Raw genomic sequence first — 22,983 nt, 5'->3', positions numbered from 1 at the left:
CGCAAGCGTGGCGCGGGCTTTTCTTTCCTTTCCGGACCTGTTAGCTTATCAGGAAAACATCCCATCACTTCGGAGGCGCGCATGGCTGCACAGAACGTCGCTCAACTGCTGGTGGAATGCCTGCGGGCAGAGGGCGTCCGCTACGTTTTCGGCATTCCCGGCGAAGAAAACATCCATTTTGTGCGCGCCGTGGCCGATTCCGGCGACATCCGCTTCATCCTGGCCCGGCACGAGCAGGGTGCGGCCTTTATGGCCGACATCTATGGCCGGCTCACGGGCAAGGCGGGCGTCTGCGCCGCCACGCTGGGGCCTGGGGCCATTAATCTTTTGCAGGGCGTGGCCGACGCCCAGACCAATTCCAGCCCGCTGCTGGCCCTTTCCGCCCAAGTGGGCCTCAAACGCATTTACAAAGAGTCCCACCAAATTGTTGACCTGGTGGGCATGTTCCGCCCCGTGACCAAGTGGGCGGACACGGTGCTGACCCCGCAATCCCTGCCGGAAATGGCGCGCAAGGCCTTTCAGACCGCGCAGGAGGAGCGCCCCGGCGCGGCCTACCTGGCCCTGCCCGAAGACGTGGAGGCCGCCCCGGCCCCGGAAGGGGCCCGCCCCCTGCGCACGGCGGAAAACGCCAAAGCCATCCCTTCGCCGTCGGCGGTGGCCGAAGCCGCGCGTCTGTTGCGCGCTGCGCGCAAGCCCGTAATCCTGGCCGGGCACGGCGTGGCCCGCACGGGCAATGCCCCGGTGCTGGCGGCCTTTGCCGAACGCTACCAGACGCCCGTGGCCACCACCTTCATGGGCAAGGGCGTCATCAGCGACCGCAGCCCGCAGTCCCTGGGCGTCATCGGCTTCATGCGCCACGATTATGAAAACTGCGCTTTTGACCAGGCGGACGTGATCCTTTCCGTGGGCTACGAGCTGCAGGAGTTCACCCCGGAACGCATCAATCCGGGGGGCGACAAAACCATCATCCACATCAACACGTTTTTGCCGGACACGGACGCCCACTACGCCACCACGGTCAACATCACGGCGGATGTGGGCCTGGCCCTGGCGGCGCTTTCCAAGGCTCTGGGTGAAGGGCCCCTGCTTTCGGCCGGGCGCGGGGCTACCATCCGCCAGCTGGTGGAGGCGGAGCTGGACAAAGGCCGCACAAGCGACGCCTTCCCGCTCAAGCCCCAGCGCCTGGTGGCCGATATCCGCGCCGTCATGGGCGACGAGGATATCGTCCTGGCCGACACCGGGGCCATCAAAATGTGGATGGCTCGCCTCTACCCCACCTACGCCCCGCTGACCTGCCTGATCTCCAACGGACTTTCCACCATGGGCTTTTCTCTGCCCGGAGCCATAGGCGCGCACCTGGCCCACCCGGACCGCAAGGTTCTGGCCGTCATGGGCGACGGCAGCTTTCTCATGAATTCGCAGGAAATGGAAACAGCCGTGCGGGAGAATATTCCCCTCAAAATCCTGGTCTGGGTGGACGACAGCTACGGCCTCATCAAGTGGAAAATGGACATGGCCTCAGGCTCACACGCCTGCGTGGACTTTGCCAACCCGGATTTCGTGACCTATGCGGCCAGCTTTGGCGCCAAAGGCTACCAGGTGGCCAGCGCGGCGGAGCTGCGCCCCACCCTGCACCGGGCTCTGGACGAACCGGGCGTTTCTCTGGTGGCCTGCCCCGTGGACTACAGCGAGAACATGGCCCTTATCGACACGTTGGGCGAACTGACCCCGGCCCTCTGCCTTATGGATTCGCTGTAGACAGGACGACGCCCTGCGGCGACGCCCCCTGTTGACGCTCAGCATACCCCGGCTTCAGGGTCTGCTATTCAACGCTGGCAGTGCGGGCAACAGACCGTGGAGCGACCGGCCACGCGCAGCTTTTGCAGGGGGCGACCACAGCGCACGCAGGCCTCCCCGCCCCGACCATAAACGGCAAAGCTATTCTGAAACGCGCCCACGTCGCCGTTGGCGTCGCGGTAATCGCGGATGGAGCTGCCGCACTGGGCAATGGAGCGCAGCAGCACGTCTTGAAGGCAGTGCAGCAGGCGGGCGCTCTGGGCCGGGCGCAACGTGTCCGCCTTGCGGCGGGGGTCCAGCCCGGCGGCAAAAAGGCTCTCATCCGCATAGATGTTGCCCACGCCCGCAAGGACTTTCTGGTCCAGCAGCACAGCCTTGAGGGCAGACCCGCGCCCCCGCAGCAGGGCCGCAAAATCCGCAGCCTTCAGGTCCAGCGGCTCTGGCCCCAGATCTCGCCAGAATGACCAGCGGGCCAGAATATCCGGCGTGGCGGCCAGCACCAGGCCAAAGGCCCGCACGTCGTCAAAAAAGAGCTGCCGCGCCTCGCCCACCGGCGTGCGCAGGGCGAAAACACAACGGGTGTAGGGCCCTGGCGGGCAGGCGGCTTCCACCGTGCGCACGCGGCCCGTCATGCGCAAATGGATAGCCAGGCGCAGGCCTGTGGCCGCGCGCAGGGCTGTATCCACAGCAGCCGAAGGGTCCAGGTCCAGCAAAAGCAGCTTGCCGCGACGTCCCACCGCCGCCACCCGCGCGCCCGCCAGCCGTTCCAGGGGCAAACTCAGAGGATGCAGGCTGCTGGACCGCAGCACCTGCGCCGCGCCCAGGCGGCAGTCCTGCACCTGCGGACGCAGGGTGCGGGCCACGGTTTCCACTTCCGGCAATTCCGGCATGACCGCTTCCTTTTGCCGGGGCGCACAAGCGCACAGTTGCGCCCCGGCTCCCGGTTGCGTACCATATATTCATGCTCCATCCAACCAAGGAGGCCGACTATGAGCACCCCAAAAACGCAAAAAAATGACGACTACACTACCTGCCCCGCTTGCCGGGGCACAGGCAAGAACAGCGACGGCACGGCCTGCTACGAATGCCACGGCACGGGCAAACGTCAGCAGGCCTGTGAAGTTCCAGAAGGCCCGGAACACGAAGGCGTCTGCGACTGACCCCTCTGCAGCTGCCCTGTTTGCGGCTGCCCGCTGCCGTCGCTGGACATATGCCTGTTCAGCGGCGGCACGGCGCCGTCTTTGCCGGCTCGGACGCGGCTTTGCGCGCCCGGTCCGCCGCACCCGCCGTGGCCTCTGCGTCCGCCCTTTGCGGCGCTTCCGGAGCGTACACCGGCAGGCTCAGGGAAATATAACGCTCGGCCAGCGCCGTTGCTGGCAGGTGCAGGGCAATATGCTCCAGATCCTTAAGCGGAAAGCCCTGCAGCCAGCGGGCCGCCTGCCGTCCCAGGTCCGCCAGCTCGCTGAGCGGCGTAAACAGGGCGGCCGGGCAGGTCTTGTACACATACATGCCGCCCGCATTGAGCACTAGGGGGAAGAGCCCGCAGGCCACAGGCCGTTGCGGCCGGGGCAGGCGACAGCCGTGGGCCGTGCAGGCCCGGCAGCCCCTGGCGTCCATATAGGCCGTGTCCGCGTTGAGCAGATAAAAATCCTCGGCCATACCGGGCCGCAACTGCCCCGGCAAAAGGGCCATGGGAAAGGGCTCGTCAGAATCCTGCGGACCGCAGCAGTAGCAGCAGTCCTCACAGTAGCCGTTCTGCAGCCAGCCGTCGTGCCAGCTCAGTTCTCTGCGCCGGGGAAAGCGCTGCCGCCATTGTTCCAGATAGTCCCAAAACCGCGTTTCCATCCTGCATTCCTGAATCTTGCACCGCCGTTTGCCGGCGGTTTCTCAAAATAGATCGCCTTTGAAGGCATATGCCCAACGAGTGCCGGGACGTGCCCCTGCGCTTACCCGCCAGGCGGCATCCGCGCCCCTGTGGCAGGCAGCGCCACAGGCAAAAAGCTGTGCGCTGGCAACAAAGATAAGGCCGCTTTGAAAAGTGTATACTCCCGGCGATGACGAAAAGCGTCCTGCTTCCGCACGGCCGGGGCGCAACAACATGCGCCCCTAACTCAACCGCAGTAGAACCATGCCGCAAACCAGGAGCCCCATACCCGCAAAAGCGCTGGGCGCAAGCCGCTGCCGCAGCAGCAGCCAGCCGCCGAGGGAGGTGCCCAGCAAGCCCAGCGCCCCCCACAAGGCATAGGCTACGGAAAGATCCAGCTGCCGCACGGCCAGCGAAAGACAATAAAAAGCCAGTCCTACCAGCATCAGGGCCAGCAGCCCCGGCCCCCGGCGGCGGAAACCGTCTGAGCGGGCCAGCAGCATGTTGGCCAGCACGTCCAGCGCCGCCGCCAACACTACCAGCACCAGAGAAAAATTAAAAAAAGTCGCGTCCGGCATCACAGACTCCCCACATCCGGTTCCGCCAGATCATCCGCAAGAGCCGCGCCGTTCAAGCGCTCACGGGCAACGCCAGGTTCGCCGTTTCCTGTGCCGTGGTGCACCAGCAAAGCGCCCGCCAGTACGCAGAGCAAGCCCAAAGCCCGCCGCAGGGTGAAGGCTTCATCCAGCAACAGCACGCCGCAAAGGGTGATGCAGGTAAGACCCAGCCCTTCCCAGAAAGCAAAACTCACCCCCACAGGCAGGCCAGTGACGGCCTTGGCCAACAAATAATAGGATAGGGCCACGGCCCCCCACATGCAACCCAGGCCCAGCGCTGCAGCGTGGACGAACTGCCAGCCCTGGGAAAGTTTCATAACGGTGGTTCCCGCCACCTCCAGTAAAATTGCGCCCGCAAGGCACAGCCAATGATAAGGTTTTGTCGCGCACATGATATATAACTCACAGAGAAAGAAAACAGAAAGAGCCCCGTCAAGGACGGGGTCCGCACCAGGGCCGAAACCGAAACATGCGCGCGAGGCTACAAGAGAGAACGCCAGTAGCGTTCTTCGGGAAAGCCGCAGGGGATGCGGCTCCGCAGAGAGGATCTGGAGGGACTGAAGAACAACATAGAGAAACTATACCCGCTGCAACGAGGTCTGGCAAGGGAAGGCACGAAAAAGATAACGTGCAGGGGAAAAGCTGGAACGGGCGTGCTGTAAATTTTGAGAATACATATTCTCAAGCAGGGAATCTGCTCTGAAATGCCCCGCCTCTATGCCTGGACGGGAATAGTACGCCTTGGTACAGACCCGGTCCGCCCCGGCCTTTTAACCCAGGCAGGGGGCAAAAGACGCTTCCTGCAAAATGCGCGGGACGGATTTTGCTCCCTGCCAAGAAAAAAAACGGGGCGGGACGGGGATAGTACGCCTTGGTACAGGCCCGGTCCGCCCCGGCCTTTTAACCCAAGCAGGGAGCAAAAGACGCTTCCTGCAAAAATGCGCGGGACGGATTTTACTCCCTGCCAAGRAAAAAAACGGGGCGGGACGGGGATAGTACGCCTTGGTACAGGCCCGGTCCGCCCCGGCCTTTTGACGCAGGCAGGGAGCAAAAGACGCCCGCGCTAGCGGATGAAGTTGGTGGGCTCCCATGCTTCCGGCGCAGGCGTGGCCACGCCTGCGGCCTTGCCGGCGGCGATGCACTTGATGAGCCAGGCCATGTTGTCGCCCAGGGTGCGCATGATCTGCAGGCCTTCCTTGTCCTGCAGCACTTCTTCCGGTGTATTGCCGTGCACGGAATTCCAGTACTGGGAAGAAACCACGGGCATGCGCGCGATGGTGAAGTATTTGTTCAGGCGGTCAAAAGAAGCGCTGGCCCCGCCGCGCCGACAGCTCACCACGGCGGCGGCGGGCTTGAAGGCATAAGGCTGGGATTTGCAGAAAAACATACGGTCCAGGAAGGAACAGACGCCGCCGTTGGGTCCGGCGTAGTACACGGGCGAGCCCACCACAAAGCCGTCGGCGGCGCGCAGCAGGTCGATGGCCTCATTGACGTGGTCGGCGTTGAACACGCAGTGGCCCGTGTCCTTGCACTTGCCGCAGGCAATACAGCACTGAATGGGCTTCACGCCCAACTGCAACATTTGGGTTTCAATGCCGTTTTTTTCCAGTTGTGCGGCCACGACGGACAGGGCCGTGTAGGTACAGCCCTTAGGGTGCGGGCTGCCGTTGAGCAAAAGTACGGACATGCTATTCTCCTTTGTTTTACCTGCATTTTCACCATGAAACGCGTGTTGGGGGCACGTGGGACATAAGCACGGGTGCGCCCCTGGCAAGTCCTCTTCAGAAGCGGCCAGCGCGCAGGGCAGCCAGCCCGCTGGGCGACAAATCCCGCAAAAAAACGAGCAAGTCTGCCCCGCCGCCGGTGCGGCAGGCCAGGTAGCAGGCCGTGTACTCCCTGTGCGTCAGCTCTTTTCCATAGATGGGGTACCGCCGCGCGCCGTGGGCAAAGGGCAGGCGCAGGCGTTCTCCCACCACCGGGTGGATGGGCAGCCAAAAGTCCTCCAGGGGGTGGACATAAGCGCGACGCACGGAAGGCGGCAGACCGCCCAGGCCCAGCAGGCGCAGCAGGCTATCCGCCACATGGCACATGAGCGTGCGGCCCGGATGATTAATGGTTACAAAAAGCTGCTCGTCGCGCCAACGCTCCCGCACAAGCGGCACGCAACGGATGGGCGCTTCGGCCTCTTTGGCTTCCTCGCGGGCCAGACTGGCTGCGGCCACAGCCTCCAGGGCCGCGCTGTCGCCCAGCAGTTCCGGCGCGCCCCGCAGGTAAAGGGCCAGGGCCTCGGCTGGGGCCAGGCCCTGCGCCAGCAGACGCTCCAGCAGGCTGTCGCCGAAGTCGATGGGGGCTTCCCGCGTCCAGCAGGGCCAGTAGCCCTTAAAAAACAGGTTGGGGATGGCCAGCGTGCGGCAGACCGCGGGCAGGCGCGGCAGCAGCTGCTCCGTAGAAAGCGCGCCCCACTTGGGGGCCAGCCACTGGTACAGAAAAAGCGCGCACTGGCGCAGATCCACAACCCCAATATCTTCCCGCGTGTAATTGACGTACTGGCGGATGCGGAACAGACGGGCAAAGGCCGGAGTGTTTTCCAGCAGCGGGCGCAAGGCGTCGCCCTGACAGTTGGTATGGAGCAGACACAGGGCCTGGGGCATGGGGACTCCGCGGCAAAAGGCTTGACGGCGACCTACCCGGCCCGCCCGCCCACTTCGGAGGGCAGCTCCATATAGGTGGCGCTCTGCGCGCCCTTTTCCGCCACGGTCACGCTGTGGAGCCGCACGGCCCGCGCCTGCGGGTCGGGGTGCGCCTCCAGCCAGGCGGCCATGCTCCGCCAGATGTGGCGGGACAAATTTTCTGAAGAGGGATTCAGACGGTCAAAGGGGGGGGTTTCGTTGAGCAGGCGGTGGTCCAGAGTTTCCAGCACGCGTTTGAGCCCGGTTTTGAGCACCTTGAAGTCCAGCAGCATTTCTGTGTCCGGGGTCAGGTTCTGCCCTTCCACGGTGAGCTCTACGGCAAAATTGTGGCCGTGCAGGCGTTCGCATTTGCCTTCGTAGTGCCGCAGGGCGTGGGCCGCAGCAAAATCGTCCCGCACGGTCAAACGCCAGAGATGAGTATTCATGAGAGTATCCAGGAGACCACAAGGGCCGAAAGAATGACCACCACAACGGCCAGCACAATGCGGGCGTTCTGATTCCACTGAAACGTGGGCGCTTCGGCGTCCAGTTCCGGATCGCCCGTGGAGGGCGGCGTAAACAGCCGCTGCAGCCAGGAAAGAAAGGACATGCGGTACTGTGGGGTTGCGGTTTGCCGCGGCGCCTTGCCAAGCCGTGCGTCCGCGCCGACGAACTGTGGAAGGCATTAATCTAGCCCGCGCCGGCCCTCTTGTCAAAAGCGCGCTCCCTGGTTGACCTTTACCCCACAGGCGGAGACACTGGGGCATGGCCTGGAGCACCACCACCATCGCCACGGCCCACGGGCCGGAAAGGGGCGTCGCACCCGTGCTTGTGGCCGCCAGCCGCGCCACGGACATTCCCGCCTTTTACGCCCCGTGGTTTGTCAATCGGCTGCGGGCGGGACACGTGCTCTGGCGCAACCCCTTCAATGGTCACGGCCAGTACGTTTCTCTGACGCGAATGCGCTGCGTGGTGTTCTGGAGCAAAAATCCCGCGCCCCTGCTGCCCTTTTTGCCGGAACTGGACGCGCGCGGCCTGGCCTACTACCTGCACTACACCCTTAACGATTATGAAGCCGAAGGCTTTGAACCGGGTCTGCCGCCCTTGGCCCGCAGGGTGGAAACCTTTTGCCGCTGGGCCGACGCCCTGGGTCCGGAACGGGTTGTCTGGCGCTTTGATCCCCTGCTGCTGGCCGGGCCCCTGGCGGCCCCCGGTGGCGAAGGCTGCGCCCGCCTGCTGGGCAAGGTGGAAGGCCTGGCCCGCCAGCTGGCCGGCTATACCCGCAAGCTGGTGTTCAGCTTTGCGGACATTGCGCCCTACCGCAAGGTGTGGACCAGCCTGCGCCGCGCGGGCCTGCCCTGGCGGGACTGCACAAGACAGGAAATGCAGACTCTGGCCCTGGGGATAGCGCAGATCTGCACGGCCTACGGCCTTACACCGGCCACCTGCGGCGAAACGGCGGACCTGCGCGCCTGGGGTGTGGCCCACAACCGCTGCATTGACCCGGAGCTTGTCCTCAGGCTCACCCGCAATCACCCGGACGTGCTGCGCCTGCTGGGCCGGGAAGGGCAGCAAACGCTTCTGCCCGGCGCGCCGCCGCCCCGCTGGCCCCGCGATCCAGGCCAGCGCCCGGCCTGCGCCTGCGTGCCCTGCAAGGACATCGGCCAGTACAATACCTGCCCCCACGGCTGCGTTTACTGCTACGCCAACACCTCGCCCGCCGCCGCACGGCGCGGACGCGCGGCCCACGACCCGCAGGGGGAGGCCATTGCGCTCTGAAGGGGCCCCGCCCTCCGGGCGGGCTTGCGTCCGCCTTCTCCATACCGTAGAACTAAGAAAATGAGCTTTTGTCAAAAAAGCTCTCCTCCGTAATTTCTAACCGCACAAGGAGACGGAACATGAATGAAACAGTGGCGCTTATGGGCGCTTCGGGCCGTGTGGGTTCGCGCATTCTGGCGGAGCTTTCCCGCCGCGGGCACAACGTGACGGCCATTGCCCGGCACCCGGAAAACATTCCCACCCTGCCCGGCGTGCGGGCCGTGGCGGGCGACGCCAACGACAAAACCGCTCTGGCAGGCCTGCTGCGCGGGCACGATGTGGCGGCCAGCGCCGTGCCCTTTGCCGTCAGCGACCCCCATATCCTTATTGACGCCGTGCGCACGGCGGGCGTCAAACGGTACTTAGTGGTAGGCGGCGCGGGCAGCCTGGAGGTGGCTCCGGGCCAGATTCTGCTGGACCAGCCGGACTTTCCCGCTGCCTACAAACCGGAAGCCGCCGCAGGCGCGGCCTTTCTGAACCTGCTGCGCCGCACGGACGACCTGGACTGGACCTTCCTTTCACCCTCGGCCCTGTTTGAACCGGGCGAACGCACGGGAAAATTCCGCTTGGGCACGGACCAGCTGCTGACTACCCCCCAGGGCTCCAGCATCTCCTTTGAGGACTACGCCATCGCCTTTGTGGATGAGCTGGAAAACCCCCGGCATGTGCGGCAACGCTTCACCGTAGGCTATTAGCGCTGTCAGCGGCACGGCCGCTGCCACGCCCCTCCATCCCCTCCCGCCCCGTCCGGCTTGCAATTCCGACGGGGCGGGGACAGGGCCTTTGCAAATGCTGCGGTTTGTGGCATACCTTGTGCATAGTTTGTGACGCAGATTGCCGTTGTCACTCTATTGACGTACCCCAAGGGGCAAAGGAAGCATCGTGGCCCGCAAAAACAAGAACCTCCGGCGCACTGAGAAGACGTCCCGCAAGGCCGTTCTCACCCGGCTGCTGCCGCCTCTGGTCTTTTTGCTGGCCCTCTGCCTGCTGGTGGTCTGCTTCTACGATTCGGGCTACACCTCCCTGCCGCCCACGGCCCAGCGCTACGATACGGCCAAGGCCGACATACAGGCCCTGCTGCAGGACAGCCGCCGGGTCAACCAGCGTGAACCGTGGGAAAAACTGGCGGCGGAATTTCAGGATATCTACAAGGCCGACCCGGCCTGGCCCAACCGGCCCGCCGCCCTGTTCCGCGCGGCGGAGTGCCTGGAGGATCTGGCCCGCCGCTCCTTTGCCCGCAGCGATGCCCAAAAGGCCGTAACGGTCTACACCGCTGTGGCTGACCGCCATGCGGCCAGCCGCCTGGCCGACGACGCCCTGTTCCGCGCGGCCAGACTCAGCGCGGCCTGGCTCAAGGACGACGCGGGCGCACTGACCCTTCTGGCCCGACTCAAAAGTCAGTACCCGCGCGGGGACATGCTGCCGCAGGCCCTGGCGCTGGAAAAAGCCCTGCGGGCCTCGGCCGAGGGACGTACCGCGCCTGAGGCCCGGCAGGCGGCCGCCGCGAACGCCGCACCGGACGTGGACGCCGCAGCCGCTCCGGCCGAGTCCCGGAGCACGCCCCCCGCGGCGCAATCCGCTACGCCGTCGGCCCCGGCCACACCGCCAGATCCCGCCCCGCAGGCGTTTGCCCAACAGGATTCCGAACAGGCGGCCACGGCCGCATTGGCGCAGACTACGGCCAAACTCAAGCCCTGGCCGCAGAAAGGCCTGCAGGGGCGCTATGCCGCCGCCAAGGCGGCCATGACCCGACTCAAGGCCGACAAAACGCGCTCCTGCTGGCGGCAGCCGTGGGAGGACCTGCGCGACGACTTTCTGCGCGTTTACCTCAGCCGCAAAACCTGGGCCGTGGCTCCCGGCGCGCTGTTCCGCGCGGCGCAGAGCCAGGAGGCCCTGGCCGGCTGCTCCCATTTGAGCGCCGAATACCGTCTGGCCCGCGATCTGTATCTGGCCCTGGCCAAAGAATTTCCGCGCAGCGCCCTGGCCGACGACGCTCTGCTGAGCGCGGCTGCCCTGGCGGCCGGTCCCCTGGACGACACCGCCGCGGCCCTGGCTCTGCTGGACCGGCTGGACACGTCCTACGCCCGGGGCGATATGCGCCCTGCTGCCGCCAGCCTGCGCGCCAGACTTACCACACCGGCCGCAGACGTGGCCCAGACCCCGCAAAACAATGGCCCGACCCCCGCCGCCACCGCCGTGGCTTCCGCTTCCCGGCCCCGGCACGTCAACGACATGGCCCGACAGCTGGGGCTGACCGTGCGCCGGGTATTCATCGACGCCGGACACGGGGGCCGCGACCCCGGCACCAGCCACAACGGCGTGCTGGAGCGCGTCATTACGCTGGACGTGGCCAAGACTCTGGGCCGATTGCTGGAAGCCAATGGCCTTGAGGTGGTCTACAGCCGCACGGAGGATAAGGGCCTCAGCCTGCGGCAGCGCACAGACATGGCCAATGCCGCGCGGGCGGATCTGTTTATTTCCATCCACGTCAACGCCAATACGGACGCCCGGGTCTGCGGCTTTGAAACCTATTATCTGGACTTGGCCGCCGACCCCGAAGCGGCGCGTGTGGCCGCGCTGGAAAATGCCCAGAGCGATCACAGCCTGGGCGATATGCAAAAGGTGCTGGCCGATGTTATGCTCAACGCCAGGGTGCAGGAATCGCGCAAGCTGGCCCGGCAGGTGCAGCAGATGGCGCTTTTTCGCCTGCAGAAACGGACGTTCCGCGTACGGGACAACGGCGTCAAATCCGCTCCGTTCCATGTGCTGCTGGGCGCGCAGATGCCCGCCGTGCTGGTGGAGCTTGGCTACTGCACCCACGCGGACGAGGCGCGCAACCTCAAAAACCCCAAATACCGTCTGGCCCTGGCCGAAGGCCTGGCCGAAGGCGTGCTGGCCTATCGCGACCAACTGCTGCGGCGACGTACGGCAGAGAATTTCTTGACGCCGCAAGGGGCCAGTGCTATGTGAGGCAGGTCTTTCCATCGTGCGCCCTCGCGCGGGAAAACAGTCCGATTTTTCTTTGCCGCCAAGGCTCACGTGCAACCATACCGGGCTTCACAATAAAATCAGTTTCGGGGGAAGGAGAAATTCATGCGCAAGGTGTTCTCACTGGCTGTTATGGCCTGCCTGTTCCTGATGGGAACGGCCCATGCGGCTGACAGCTCAGCCGTGCCCGCGGTGAAGATCGGCGTCGTCGACATGCAGACCGTGGCCACCCAGAGCGAACCCGCCCAGGCGGCCAAAAAACAAATGGAAAGCAAATTCGGCAAAGAGCGTGCCGCCCTGGAAAAGCAGGGCGAAGCCCTCAAGAAAAAGGCCGAAGCCCTCAAAAATCCTAAAGCCAGTGAAGAAAAAAAGCTGGACTTTATTCGCGCAAAGCAGGATCTGGACCAGAAGACCCGCAACTTTCTGCGCAAAGTGGAGCAGGAAGAAGTCAAGCTGCGTCAGGACATGGTCACCCTGGTCTTCAGCGCCACCTATGAAGTGGCCCGCGCCAAGGGCTTTAACTTTGTGGTGGACGTGACCGCCGGCGGCGTGCTCTATGCCGACCAGTCCATGGATCTGACCAAGGACGTGCTGACGGAAGTAAACAAGCTGTACAAAGAAAAAAGCGACGGCAAGGACGCCAAAAAGTAGCCCCCGCCTATCTGGATTTTTTCGGCCTCTCGACCCTGACGGGCCGGGAGGCTTTTTTGTGCCCGCGCCCAGGCTGCAGCCGTTCCGGCACGGGCAAGCCCCCGTCGCGCAGGTGCCTTCCGCGACGTTTGCGGCCCCGTTCGCGGCAACGCTCGCCGGCGCAACTGCGCAACGCTTATGCCGTTGCCGGAGCACGCGCAAAGTGAAATCGCTCCGGCCCCCCCGCAACACCTTCACAAGGAGCCCCATATGCCAGACCAGACGCCCCAGCAGATGGACATTCAGCGCATTCTGCAATTGCTGCCCCACCGCTACCCCTTCCTGCTGGTGGACAGGGTGGTGGAATGCGTGCCCGGCTCACATATCCGCGCCTACAAAAACGTAAGCATCAACGAGCCGTTCTTTCAGGGGCATTTTCCCGGCGMGCCCATCATGCCCGGCGTACTCATTCTGGAGGCGCTGGCGCAGACCGGCGGGCTGCTGGCAGCCGCCGGCCTGGAGGGGCTGGAAAACAAACTCTTTCTGTTCACCGGGCTGGACGGCGTCAAGTTTCGCCGCCAGGTGCTGCCCGGCGACCGTCTGGATCTGGAATGCGCCAACCTGCGCATGAAGCTCAACCTTTGCAAGATGGACGCCCGCGCCCTGGTGGACGGCAAGCTGGCCGCCGAAGCCAGGATTACGGCCGCGCTGGGCGACAGGCCGTAGCGGCCGCGGCAGGCACGCCGCTCCCGCCTGCCATCTTTTCCGGCCGGGGTACGCCCGCCGCGCCGCCTGGGCGAGAAAATTTACACCTTTTATTCCTGCACAGCACTACTTTCGGCGTTCAGGCGGCGGATCAGGGCTTCCATATTAGCCACGCCGGTCAGGCGTGGGCCTGCAGAACTTTGGGTAACCCGCCCCAGCACGTCATAGGACAGGCCGTTGCCGTGGTCGTACACCGTAAAGGGCACAAGCCAGCCCTGGCCGTCGCGACGGGCCTGGCCCACCTGGCGCACTTCCTTGCGTCCGGTGGAAGCATCGGCAAAAAGCGGAGCCAGCAGGCCCTGGGCTTCCGCGCCCGTAACTTTGCGCCCGGCAAACGCGCCGGAAGCTACGCCATTGAGCACAAAGGCGCGCGACTCACTGAGCAGCAGGTTGCGCACATTGCCGCTCGCGCCGTCTTTGGAAGCCGCCTGAGAAAAAAGCAGGGCCAGCATGGGGGGAAGATCCTTGGCCCCTTGGGGGGCGCGGGCCTGGCGCACAAAGATATCCAGGGCCTGTTCCAGAATGCTGTCCACGTCCACAAGTCGCTCAAAGGCGGCCGTATCCGCCGCATCCACGGCCCTGCCCGCTTCCAGCACGCACTGGCGCGGGTCAGTAACGGCAGCTTGTGCGGCCGGGCAGGCGAACAGGCCCCAGACGGCCAGGCAAACTGCGGTCAAACAAACTGCGGTGCGGCACAGGCCCGCCAGCCTGGACGGGCTGCGACGGGCCGCGCCACAGGCGCAACCAACGTTGCCGTGGGCGGGATGGGCAAGGCTATGGACGGGACGGAACGTAGCTGGGACGGGCCTCAGAGATTGGCGCATAATTCCTCCGGCACGCGGCCCTTAAGGGCCAGGGGCAGGCCGCAGTGCACCAGCAGCACAGTGCCGCAGACGGCCGCCAGGCGCTGATTGGCCAGGCCCAGCAGATCGCAGAAGGTCCGGGCAAGGGGCGAAAGCGGGGTAAGGCCCTGGCCTGTTTCTGCGCTGACCACGGCCAAGGGGCAAGGGGGCGCGGCCGCCAGGGCCGCCAGGGCGTCCACCCGCTGCAGGATGGCGGCGGCGTCCAGATGTAGAGCCATAAGGTTGGAGATCCAAAGGCTTACGCAGTCCAGCAGCAGCACCTGGGGCTGCGCATGCGCACCGGCGCCCGCCAGGTGGGCGGTCAGCGCGCCCACGGGGTCCAGGCTCGCCTCCAGGCACTGCCAGCCGGGGCCGCGGGCGGCCTGATGGCGCGCCACCCGCGCGGTCATTTCCGCATCCTCGGCCCTGCAGGTGGCCACGTACAGCCGACGGCGCGCGCGGGCCTCGGCCCAGCGCTGGGCCAAAGCACTTTTGCCGCTGCGCACGCCGCCCACCAGAAGCAGGCTTGGGGCCGTCAACGGGCCTGCCCCCCCAGAGGCGCGGCAAGGGGTTGCTGGCCGACGGCCGACGCCGCAGGCGCGGCGGGCCGGGACGCGGCCGTGCCCACCTGGGCGCAGCGGCGAGCCAGATCCCGCAAAATGCCGGCGGAGCTCTGCACCGCGGCCCGGGCCTGGGCATCCTGACGCAGGCGGCGGTTCACCCACTGGGCTACAAAAAGCAGCGTATCGTCATCCAGGGCCTGGGCGCCCGCCTGGCGCATTGCGCCCACCAAGGAGCGCTGCACGGCTGCCCGCTCTTCCAGGGCACGACGATAACGGGCGCTCAGACCGTCCACCCGCAACTGAGCTGTGGCTATTTCCGTTTCACCGGCCTTATTTTCGCGCAGCTCGTCCAGGGTAAAGACGGCTTCGGCCATCTGGCTGTTGACGTCCACCACGGCCTGAGAGGCCTGATCCAACTGACGCAGGCGTTTGTCCAGATCAGGCTGGGCGGCCGCAGCCTCCAGAGCGCCGGCCAGAATCACGGCGCGGCCGGCCACGGCCATGTGCAGCTGACGCGTCTGCTCAGGCGTAAAGTTCCTGGCCAGGGATTCGCGGTCCAGACTTTCCAGAAAGCGGTCCACATAGAGGGCGTAAAGGCCCTGCAGCATGGTGGGGTGGAAGGCGTAGCGCAGCAAGGCCGCGCGCCCGCCGCCGGCGCTGACGGCAATGCCGGGCAGCCGCGTGCCGTAGCGCTGGTTCAAGCCCTGCACGCTCACCTGCAGCGTGCCGCCGCGCGGACCAGGCTTGAAGTGCCCGGCCAGATAGGCGGCCAGATCCTGCACAAATTCGGGGCGCACCCGGCTGTCTTCAGTTACTTTGGGAGAAACAGCCTCCGGGGCCTGTGGCCCTGGTTCTGTTGCAGCGGTCTGCGCGCCGGGATCCCCCTCCACAGCGCCCTGCACGGTCTGTCCGGCCAAGGTGCCGGGGGCCGTTACCGGGCTCAGGACTGAAGGGGGCGGTGGCGGCGGCGCGTCGCGCAGCACATTGCCCATCCCGGCCAGGGGGGTGCCGCTGGTGGCGTTGTCAATGACGGCCGCGGCCTCATCCCGCCAATGGTCGCGGGTAGTTTTGTCGCGCGTGAGCCAAAAGGCCGCGCCGCCCACGGCCACAGCGGCCAGCACGGCCAGGGTCACGGCCTTGCGCGCACCGGCCCCGGCGGGCTTGGGCTTGGGCAGGTTGGTGATGTCCGCCGCGGGCGCCTTTTTTTCCAACTTCATGCGGTGCCTCCTAAATCTCTCCGCGCCGCACGGGCGGGCGGGCCGGGACGTTCCGGCCCCGGACTGTGCGCACGTTAACATTGCGACAGGCCCATTGTGAAGACATTTTCCCGACACTTTCCGGAAAGCCGCGGCCGCACGGCCGCGCGTTGCGCCGCAAGAGCGGAGGGCGTATAGTATTCCCTGAAAAAAACGGCAGTCCTTTTATCCTCAGACTTTTATCCTCAGGGGGTATATCCCGTGCTCACCCCGCCCAACATTTTGACCATTGCGGGTTCCGACTCCGGCGGCGGCGCCGGCATCCAGGCGGACCTGAAAACCATCATGGCTCTCGGCGGCTACGGCATGAGCGTGATCACCGCACTCACAGCCCAGAACGGCTGCGGGGTCACGGGCATCCACGCGCCGGATCCGGACTTTGTACTGCTGCAGCTCCAGACCGTGCTGGAGGGCTTTCCCGTGGCGGCGGCCAAGACGGGCATGCTTTTTTCCGCGCCCATCATCCGTGCCCTGGGGACGGCGTTGCGCAAGCGCAGTTTTCCACTGGTGGTGGACCCGGTGAGCGTGAGCCAGAGCGGCAGCCCGTTGCTGCAGGAGGACGCCGTTGCCGCCCTGGTGGAGGAGATGCTCCCCGGCTGCGACCTGCTCACGCCCAACCGACCCGAAGCCGAAATGCTCACGGGCCTGCAGATCAGAAATCTGGATGACGCGGCCAGAGCCGGAGAAAAACTGCTGAACATGGGCCCCAGGGCCGTCCTCATCAAAGGCGGACACATGGACAGCAGCGTACTGGTCACGGACTGCCTCTGCCTGCCCGGTGAGCCCCCCAAACACCTGCCTCAGGCCAAGGTGGAAACCAGCAATAACCACGGCACGGGCTGCACCCTTTCGGCGGCCATCGCCACAGGTCTGGGCAAGGGGCTGCCCCTGCAGGCGGCCGTGGCCCGCGCGCAGGACTTTCTCAATCTGGCTTTGCGCAAAAGCTACGCTCCGGGCAAGGGCTGCGGGCCGGTCAATCACGCGGCCAGGCTCTGCACGCCCTGACAGCCCTGAGCACATCGCAGGGATATATTGATAGTTTGGCCCGCTGTTTGCAATGTTGAAAACGGTCAATGCCGGGCGTCAAAATCAAGGCGGTGTACGCGTGCCCTTTCGTTTCAGCATGCAAAAAGTGCTCGAATACCGTGAGCAACTGGAAGAAGAAGCCCGCGTGCAGCTGGCCCGGCACGAACAAAGCCTGCGCCGGACCCGTGAGGCGCAGGCGCGCTGCGAAGCCGCTCTGCGGACCGCCGAAGCCCGCCTCTGTGACCCGGCCTGCATGGATACGGCAGAGCGCTGGCTGCAGGAACAGTACGCCAAAGGCCTGCGACGCGACGCGGCCGACCTGGCCCGCCAGGCGCGTCTGCAGGAGAGCCTGGTGGAAGAGGCGCGGCAGGTTCTGGCCGCCCGCGCCGTAGACAAAAAACTGCTGGAAAAACTCCGCCAACGCCGTCAGCAGCAATACGCCCGCGAGGAATATCTGAAGGAGCAGCGCGTCAATGACGAAACAGCCACACTGCGCTACAAAGCGCCCTCTCTCTAGACTGTTCCGCTGGCTGGCGGCGCTCTGTTGCTTCAAGCTCGCCCTGCTGGGCGTGTTCCTGCTGGATATTCCCCTGCCGGACCTCTTCCCCGCGGACGCGCCGCCCCGCAACGCCACGCCTGTGGCCAGCGCTCTCCCGCCCGCTTCTTCGGAAAAAACCGCCCCCCTGGCGGCGCAGCCCCCCCTTGCCGCGCACGCCCCCGGCCCGGAGCAAAACCGGACGCTGTCCTCCACTCTGCCGCCGCGCCAGGCTGACCGCAAGCCTCTGCCCCCGGCCACGGCCGCCGCCGTCATAACGGAAACGCATTTACCTCAGGGCGCGGCCGCCGCGCGTCTGGCGGCCACAGTGCAAGCCCGCGCGCCCCGACCGGCAACGCTGTCTGAAGCGGATATGCCAGCGCCCCAGGTCAGGCCCGCGCCCACGGCGGCGGCCCAGCCGGAAACGGGCCAGGCCATTGCCGCCGCACAGCCCGCCCTGCCCGCACCGCTGCCCGCGCCGCGCGTGGCCCCGGGTACGGCCCTGCCCCCGCCCGCGCCCCTGCTGACCGCCGCGCCCGCGCCCGCGCAGGAATCCGGCGGCTGGCTGGACTCCCTGGGCCTGCGCAACCTGCCCATCCCCGGTCTTGGCAGCGTACGGGCCGCCCAGGCCGCTTCTCTGGACATGCCCGTGCCGCAAACGCCCAACGCCGCCGCGTCCTCGCCCTTTACTCCTGCGGCGCAGACCGCGCCCCTGAGCCTGCCCGGCGCGCCGGCCATTCCGGACAACATTCCTCGTGGTCAGAGCGCTGACGGCAGCCCCCTGCCGCCGCGTGGAAGCGCGGACGTGCCGTCCCTGCCGCAAAGCTCTTCGTCCACAGGGCTCGCCCCTGCCCCGGCGCCGGCAGTGCGCCCCGCGCCTGCGCCCGTGGACCCCAACCTCAAAGCCCAGGAGCTGGCCCGGCAGCAGCAAGATATTATTACCCTGCGGCGACAGATGGACCAACGCCTTAAAGACCTGCAGGACGCCGAAAAAAAAGTGCAGGACATGATCCGCGAGGCTCGTGGGCTGGAAGACGAAAAAATCCGCAAGTTGGTGCTCACCTACGGGCAGATGAAGCCCAAGGCCGCCGCCAAGGCTTTGGAAAATATGGATGAACGTGTGGCAGTACGCATCCTTACGGGCATGACGCCCAAACAGTCCGGCGAAATCATGACCTATATGAATCCCAAACAGACGGCCAAGCTCACGGAGCTCATCACCCGCATGAGGCTGCCCGAATAATGCGCCTCAGACTGCTTCTGGCCTATGTGGGCACACGCTACAGCGGCTGGCAGATTCAGGAAAAAGTCGACCCGCCGCCCACTATCCAGGGCGCGCTTGAGGCCGCCTTGCGCCAAATCACGGGCGTGGCCGTGCGCGTGCACGGGGCGGGCCGCACTGATGCGGGCGTACACGCCCACGCTCAGGTGGCCCACTGCGACGTGCCCGAAAACCGCGCCCCCCGCGACTGGCGGCACAGCTGCAACGCTGTGCTGCCCAAAGATATCCGCGTACTGGCCGCCGCGCCCGCGAGGCCGGATTTTCACGCCCGCAAAGACGCCCTGCACAAGACCTACGTCTACCAATTCTGGCAGGAGCGCGCCTTTGTGCCCCCGGCCCTGACGCCCTTTGTCTGGAACTGCGGCCCGCTGGACCTTGCGGCCCTGCACGCGGCCTTGCCCCACCTGCTGGGCCGCCGCGACTTCGCCGGTCTGCGCAATGCGGGCACGGATGTGGAAGGCACAGTGCGCACGGTGCTGGACGCCCGCCTGGAGCCTGCCCCGCCCTGCCCCTGGTACCCGCCGCACAGCCCCATGTTGCTTTTCCGCGTCACCGCCGACGGTTTTTTGAAGCAGATGGTGCGCAATATGGCAGGCCTGCTGGCCGCTTGCGGCCAGGGAAAAGTGGACCCGACGCGCATCCCAGAGCTCCTGGCCGCCCGCGACCGCAGGGCCGTGCCCTCGGTCACGGCCCCGGCCGCCGGTCTGGCCCTGGCGCAGGTGAGCTATGAAACAGGGACGCTTGCGGAAGGCCAGCCCCAGGCCTGAGCGCCGCCGCCTCTCAAATGTTCCGCGCCATACCTATGCGCACGGATATAAGAAACGGAGAGCCCGGCGACATGACCGCCAGAACTCCCCGTCCGCTTTCACCGTATGCGGCCGCCCGCTCAGATCACTTCATTGACCCCGGTCTGTTCCTGCGCCCGAAACTTCTGCTGCAGCAGCAAGGGCAAGGCGTCCGGATCTTCCGGATCGTACGCAAACATAACAGCCGTGCCGAAGCAGGAAAAATATTTGCTGCCGTCCGGGTGAAAAGCCACGTTCTCATTATAGCCCACAATGGCTTGCGCGCCTTTGTTCATGGCCCTGGCGGCCATGCCGAAAAAGGCCTCCTCAGAATCGAAACCCCGGCAGCAGACCAGCCCCAGAACCTTGGCAATGCAACGGCCCTCCACCTGATGCGTGGTCACCACCGGAAAACGCCCGGCCAGAAAAACCTCACGCACATGGCCGGCCGCACCAGACAGACGGCCCTTTTTCTCGGTCTTGCGGGCCTTTTTATCCTGGCCTCCCAGCAAAAAAAACATGGTATACCTCCAGATGCTGCACGGGCGCAGGTCGCCCGCATTGCTCTAGCAAGAGGTCTGCCAAAATAATATTATTCAACAATATCAAGAGATAAAAATAGATAAGTCAAGAACCTGACAGTCCTGCCAAAGCGCCGCCCCTTACTGTTGCCTGGGGTGAATTTTGAGCTTGCGCATCTTGGACCAGAGGGTGGTGGGCGGCAACCCCAGCAGCGCGGCCGCGCCGTTCTTGCCGCTGATCCGCCCGTTGGTGTGGCGGATGACCGCGCGGATATACTCCGCCGTCCACTCGTTCAGCGTCTTAAATGAAGAGCCATAAGGGGCGGCGCTTTCCTGCAGCACCGGGCACACGGGCTGCCGCATCTCCAGTCCCGCCTGGGCGCACTCCCTGCGCTGCAACGCATCTGTGAGCGCATTGCGCAGAGGAAGGCGCAGGGTCTCGCACAGGCGACGCTGCTCTGCAGTATAAACGCCGGCTTGGTCCGCATAGAGATTAATAAAACGAAAGCCGCCAAGCAGATCTCCATAATCCAGCGGCAAATGCAGGCAACAGCCAGAACGCTCGCGCAACAGGGCCAGTATGGCGGCTTCCGGCCCTGGTTTATCACTTTCACAAAACAATACCTTGTGCAATTGCCCAGATTCAGAGAGTTTTACATATATCTCACGCAGAAGTGCTGTGGTGACAGGAATAATTTTTTGTGTCTGTTCACTATCGGCAAACGGTTCATACTTGAAAAGCTGTGTTATAGTGCTGTCAAAAAAGCTGTATACCCCAACACAAGATATATCCATATACATACGCAAGAATGAATAAAGATTATTACAAAAGTCAAATAATGAAAGTCTCTTAAATGAAATATAAATAATGTCATTTATCCAAGACGCTGCAGTGTCTTTCATGTAACACAATCTCCAAAAATTGCTTAATAACTTTATTGCTAATGTTGTATATAACTTCAATTTTTAAATATACACTAAAATTTGAATTTGTCAAACAAGTATAGATAACAAGATTGACGAGTTATAGTAATTTTTTACTAAATATAATAATACATTTCTGTAAATAGTATCTATTGCTCTGATTGCGCATGGGCTTGCATGCAGAGCCCTTTTGCGGCACTCTCCGCCCATGCCGTGCTTCCACCTGGTTTCGCTTTTTCCGGAATTTTTTACTTCCCCCCTGTCCGCCGGGCTGCTGGGCCGGGCGCGTGCAGCGGGCGTGGTGAGTTTTGCCTTTCACGACCCGCGCCAGCACAGTATGGACAAACACCGCCATGTGGACGACCGCCCCTACGGCGGCGGCCCCGGCATGGTCATGCAGGCCGACCCCCTGGCCAGCACCCTGCGCGCCATTCCCCGGCCGGGCCGGATGCTGCTCCTGACCCCCGGCGGACGCCCCTTCACCCAGGCAAAGGCCCGCTCCCTGGCTACGGAAGAAAACCTGACCCTGATCTGCGGCCGCTATGAGGGCATTGACGCCCGCCTGGCGGATCTCTTTCCCCTGGAGCCGGTCAGTGTGGGCGAAGCCGTGCTCAACGGCGGCGAAACCGCGGCCCTGGCCGTGGTGGAGGCCGTGGCCCGGCTGGTGCCGGGTTTTATGGGCAAGGAAGCCTCAGGCGAGGAAGAAAGTTTTGCCCACGGCCTGCTGGAATATCCCCACTACACCCGGCCAGAGAATCTGGAAGGGCTTGCCGTGCCCCCTGTACTGCTCAGCGGCGACCACAAACAGATTGCCCGCTGGCGACGGCAACAGGCTGTGCGCGCTACCCTGGCCGTTCGGCCAGACCTGCTCCAAACGGCACCCCTGACCCGTGAAGACGCCCTGACCCTGGCCGATACCCCCCGCCTCCGCCCCGGGCGCAATCTTTCCCTTTGCCTGCTGCACGCCCCGGTCTGGCTGGATGAGAAAAAAACCGGCGTTTCCTCTTTGACAAATCTGGACATTCACGATATAGCCCGTCTTTCCCGCAGCTATGCTCTGGACGCGCTCTATGTGGTCACCCCTCTGCGCGACCAGCTGCAGATGCTGGAAACGGTTGTGCGCCACTGGACGCGGGAGGCCACAAGCCCTGGGCACGCGGACCGGGCGGAGGCCCTTGGGCTGGTACGTTCTGCCGCTTCACTGCAAGAAGCCGTGGCCCTGCAGACGGCCCGGTACGGGCAGCGCCCCAGGGTGGTGGGCAGTTCCGCGCTGTGGCCCGCTCCCCAAAAAGGCGTGCCGGAGGAACCGCCCCTGACGCCGCCAACTGTGCGGCAGTGGTGCGCGGCAGGCCCGGTCATGCTTTGCCTGGGCACGGCCAGAGGGCTCGCGCCGGAAGCGCTTGCCCAGTGCGACGGCGTATTGCGCCCCTTGCGTTACCTGGGCTACAACCACCTTTCGGTACGCAGCGCGGCCGCCATTTTGACCGACAGGATTTTAGGCGACTATTATTGACGCAACACGGCGCAGGCCCTTTTTCACGGACGCCCGCCGGATTCGCAAGGAGTTATCAGCATGGACATCTTGAAACAGATCGAACGTGAAAACATGCGCATGGACATGCCCGCCTTTCGCTCCGGCGATACGGTAAAGGTGCATTTGCGCATTGTGGAAGGCGAAAAAGAACGCATCCAGATCTTCCAGGGCAACGTCATCCGCATCAAGCGCGGCACCACCAACGCCACCTTTACGGTACGCAAAGTTTCCGACGGCGTGGGCGTGGAGCGCATTTTCCCCATGAATTCGCCCTTTATCGACCATGTGGAGCTGATCACCCAGGGCCGGGTGCGCCGCAGCCGCCTCTACTACCTGCGCGACCTCAAGGGCAAAGCCGCCCGCATCAAGCCCCGCGGCCGTTTCTGATGCCGCGCCGCCCCCTTTGCGGGAGCGGTGTCCGGATTCTTTTGCAAGGCGCCCCGGCTGCGGTCTTCCGTATGCCGGGGGCTTTGTTGTGCCTGTCGGCGGGCGGCGGCGCGCCATCGCCCGCTCGGGCCCCGTGCCGCTCCCCAGGGAGGGATAGATAATGCCCCGTTCCTGTCGCGC

General features: G+C 64.6%; 26 protein-coding genes. 13 read left to right on the top strand and 13 right to left on the bottom strand.

The features are described 5' to 3' along the window. Positions 1–81 precede the first annotated feature (81 nt). On the top strand, positions 82–1,758 hold the full coding sequence (locus EB812_RS02775; RefSeq protein WP_118230423.1) for an acetolactate synthase large subunit: 1,677 nt from the start codon (positions 82–84) through the stop codon (positions 1,756–1,758). 68 nt (positions 1,759–1,826) lie between these two features. Here the strand turns inward: EB812_RS02775 and mutM are convergent, their stop codons facing one another. Next, on the bottom strand, positions 1,827–2,687 hold the full coding sequence (mutM, locus tag EB812_RS02770) for a bifunctional DNA-formamidopyrimidine glycosylase/DNA-(apurinic or apyrimidinic site) lyase (RefSeq protein WP_118230424.1): 861 nt from the start codon (positions 2,685–2,687) through the stop codon (positions 1,827–1,829). Positions 2,688–2,786: 99 nt separating this feature from the next. Here mutM and EB812_RS02765 point away from each other — a divergent pair, with 99 nt between their 5' ends. Then, entirely contained in the window at positions 2,787–2,957 is a 171-nt protein-coding gene (locus tag EB812_RS02765; RefSeq protein WP_118230425.1) for a chaperone protein, read from the top strand. Between the two features lie 58 nt (positions 2,958–3,015). On the opposite strand, the gene EB812_RS02760 is transcribed toward EB812_RS02765, so the two are convergent. The 7 genes from EB812_RS02760 to EB812_RS11640 all read right to left on the bottom strand — a co-directional run bounded on the left by EB812_RS02760 (position 3,016) and on the right by EB812_RS11640 (position 7,557). Beyond that, on the bottom strand, positions 3,016–3,642 hold the full coding sequence (locus EB812_RS02760; protein ID WP_242621167.1) for a hypothetical protein: 627 nt from the start codon (positions 3,640–3,642) through the stop codon (positions 3,016–3,018). Between the two features lie 261 nt (positions 3,643–3,903). Next, positions 3,904–4,239, bottom strand: a complete 336-nt coding sequence (locus tag EB812_RS02755; protein ID WP_118230426.1) for an SMR family transporter — start codon at positions 4,237–4,239, stop codon at positions 3,904–3,906. Further along, positions 4,239–4,670, bottom strand: a complete 432-nt coding sequence (locus tag EB812_RS02750; RefSeq protein WP_118230427.1) for a DMT family transporter — start codon at positions 4,668–4,670, stop codon at positions 4,239–4,241. The genes EB812_RS02755 and EB812_RS02750 overlap by 1 nt, the downstream gene beginning before the upstream one ends. A gap of 671 nt (positions 4,671–5,341) precedes the next feature. Then, positions 5,342–5,965, bottom strand: a complete 624-nt coding sequence (locus tag EB812_RS02745) for a flavodoxin family protein (RefSeq protein WP_118230428.1) — start codon at positions 5,963–5,965, stop codon at positions 5,342–5,344. Positions 5,966–6,059: 94 nt separating this feature from the next. After that, entirely contained in the window at positions 6,060–6,929 is an 870-nt protein-coding gene (locus EB812_RS02740) for a WcbI family polysaccharide biosynthesis putative acetyltransferase (protein ID WP_118230429.1), read from the bottom strand. 32 nt (positions 6,930–6,961) lie between these two features. Further along, positions 6,962–7,393 (bottom strand): 6-carboxytetrahydropterin synthase QueD, encoded by a 432-nt coding sequence (gene queD, locus EB812_RS02735; RefSeq protein WP_118230430.1) that lies wholly within the window; start codon positions 7,391–7,393, stop codon positions 6,962–6,964. Further along, positions 7,390–7,557: a hypothetical protein gene (locus EB812_RS11640; protein ID WP_165450878.1), complete on the bottom strand. Its 168-nt coding sequence runs from the start codon at positions 7,555–7,557 to the stop codon at positions 7,390–7,392. The genes queD and EB812_RS11640 overlap by 4 nt, the downstream gene beginning before the upstream one ends. A gap of 155 nt (positions 7,558–7,712) precedes the next feature. Here EB812_RS11640 and EB812_RS02730 point away from each other — a divergent pair, with 155 nt between their 5' ends. The 5 genes from EB812_RS02730 (at position 7,713) to fabZ (ending at position 13,109) form a co-directional block, all read left to right on the top strand. Next, a complete protein-coding gene (locus EB812_RS02730; RefSeq protein ID WP_118230431.1) occupies positions 7,713–8,726 on the top strand; it encodes a DUF1848 domain-containing protein in 1,014 nt (337 codons plus the stop codon). Between the two features lie 119 nt (positions 8,727–8,845). Further along, positions 8,846–9,460, top strand: a complete 615-nt coding sequence (locus tag EB812_RS02725; protein WP_118230432.1) for an NAD(P)-dependent oxidoreductase — start codon at positions 8,846–8,848, stop codon at positions 9,458–9,460. A 187-nt stretch (positions 9,461–9,647) separates the two neighbouring features. After that, the gene (locus EB812_RS02720; protein ID WP_118230433.1) at positions 9,648–11,735 is read left to right on the top strand and encodes an N-acetylmuramoyl-L-alanine amidase; all 2,088 of its coding nucleotides are present in this window, start codon (positions 9,648–9,650) and stop codon (positions 11,733–11,735) included. Positions 11,736–11,858: 123 nt separating this feature from the next. Continuing rightward, entirely contained in the window at positions 11,859–12,404 is a 546-nt protein-coding gene (locus EB812_RS02715) for an OmpH/Skp family outer membrane protein (RefSeq protein WP_118230434.1), read from the top strand. A gap of 249 nt (positions 12,405–12,653) precedes the next feature. After that, on the top strand, positions 12,654–13,109 hold the full coding sequence (gene fabZ / locus EB812_RS02710) for a 3-hydroxyacyl-ACP dehydratase FabZ (RefSeq protein WP_130957794.1): 456 nt from the start codon (positions 12,654–12,656) through the stop codon (positions 13,107–13,109). Positions 13,110–13,198: 89 nt separating this feature from the next. On the opposite strand, the gene EB812_RS02705 is transcribed toward fabZ, so the two are convergent. The 3 genes from EB812_RS02705 to EB812_RS02695 form a co-directional block, all read right to left on the bottom strand. Further along, on the bottom strand, positions 13,199–13,825 hold the full coding sequence (locus EB812_RS02705; RefSeq protein WP_118230436.1) for a hypothetical protein: 627 nt from the start codon (positions 13,823–13,825) through the stop codon (positions 13,199–13,201). 131 nt (positions 13,826–13,956) lie between these two features. Next, positions 13,957–14,529 (bottom strand): bifunctional adenosylcobinamide kinase/adenosylcobinamide-phosphate guanylyltransferase, encoded by a 573-nt coding sequence (locus tag EB812_RS02700; RefSeq protein WP_118230437.1) that lies wholly within the window; start codon positions 14,527–14,529, stop codon positions 13,957–13,959. After that, positions 14,526–15,770, bottom strand: coding sequence for a hypothetical protein (locus tag EB812_RS02695; RefSeq protein WP_118230438.1), 1,245 nt, complete (start codon positions 15,768–15,770; stop codon positions 14,526–14,528). The genes EB812_RS02700 and EB812_RS02695 overlap by 4 nt, the downstream gene beginning before the upstream one ends. 240 nt (positions 15,771–16,010) lie before the next feature. Here EB812_RS02695 and thiD point away from each other — a divergent pair, with 240 nt between their 5' ends. The 4 genes from thiD to truA all read left to right on the top strand — a co-directional run bounded on the left by thiD (position 16,011) and on the right by truA (position 19,419). After that, on the top strand, positions 16,011–16,814 hold the full coding sequence (thiD, locus tag EB812_RS02690; protein ID WP_118230439.1) for a bifunctional hydroxymethylpyrimidine kinase/phosphomethylpyrimidine kinase: 804 nt from the start codon (positions 16,011–16,013) through the stop codon (positions 16,812–16,814). A gap of 100 nt (positions 16,815–16,914) precedes the next feature. Continuing rightward, positions 16,915–17,352: a flagellar export protein FliJ gene (locus EB812_RS02685; protein ID WP_118230440.1), complete on the top strand. Its 438-nt coding sequence runs from the start codon at positions 16,915–16,917 to the stop codon at positions 17,350–17,352. Next, the gene (locus EB812_RS02680) at positions 17,309–18,613 is read left to right on the top strand and encodes a MotE family protein (protein WP_130957793.1); all 1,305 of its coding nucleotides are present in this window, start codon (positions 17,309–17,311) and stop codon (positions 18,611–18,613) included. Before EB812_RS02685 ends, EB812_RS02680 begins: the two co-directional genes overlap by 44 nt. Further along, positions 18,613–19,419, top strand: coding sequence for a tRNA pseudouridine(38-40) synthase TruA (gene truA, locus EB812_RS02675; RefSeq protein ID WP_207287302.1), 807 nt, complete (start codon positions 18,613–18,615; stop codon positions 19,417–19,419). Before EB812_RS02680 ends, truA begins: the two co-directional genes overlap by 1 nt. Before the next feature lie 119 nt (positions 19,420–19,538). On the opposite strand, the gene EB812_RS02670 is transcribed toward truA, so the two are convergent. Both EB812_RS02670 and EB812_RS02665 read right to left on the bottom strand, forming a co-directional pair. Then, entirely contained in the window at positions 19,539–19,958 is a 420-nt protein-coding gene (locus tag EB812_RS02670) for a hypothetical protein (protein ID WP_118230729.1), read from the bottom strand. Positions 19,959–20,099: 141 nt separating this feature from the next. Continuing rightward, positions 20,100–20,861: a helix-turn-helix domain-containing protein gene (locus EB812_RS02665; RefSeq protein WP_118230728.1), complete on the bottom strand. Its 762-nt coding sequence runs from the start codon at positions 20,859–20,861 to the stop codon at positions 20,100–20,102. Positions 20,862–21,090: 229 nt separating this feature from the next. Between EB812_RS02665 and trmD the strand changes: the two genes are divergently transcribed. After that, positions 21,091–22,395 (top strand): tRNA (guanosine(37)-N1)-methyltransferase TrmD, encoded by a 1,305-nt coding sequence (gene trmD, locus EB812_RS02660; protein WP_118230727.1) that lies wholly within the window; start codon positions 21,091–21,093, stop codon positions 22,393–22,395. A gap of 60 nt (positions 22,396–22,455) precedes the next feature. After that, positions 22,456–22,803: a 50S ribosomal protein L19 gene (rplS, locus tag EB812_RS02655; RefSeq protein WP_118230726.1), complete on the top strand. Its 348-nt coding sequence runs from the start codon at positions 22,456–22,458 to the stop codon at positions 22,801–22,803. Positions 22,804–22,983: the final 180 nt, after the last annotated feature.

Source organism: Desulfovibrio legallii, assembly GCF_004309735.1.
Taxonomy (GTDB): Bacteria; Desulfobacterota; Desulfovibrionia; order Desulfovibrionales; family Desulfovibrionaceae; genus Desulfovibrio; species Desulfovibrio legallii.
The sequence above is the reverse complement of the archived record's forward strand: the minus strand, read 5'-3'. Positions and strand labels throughout refer to the sequence as shown.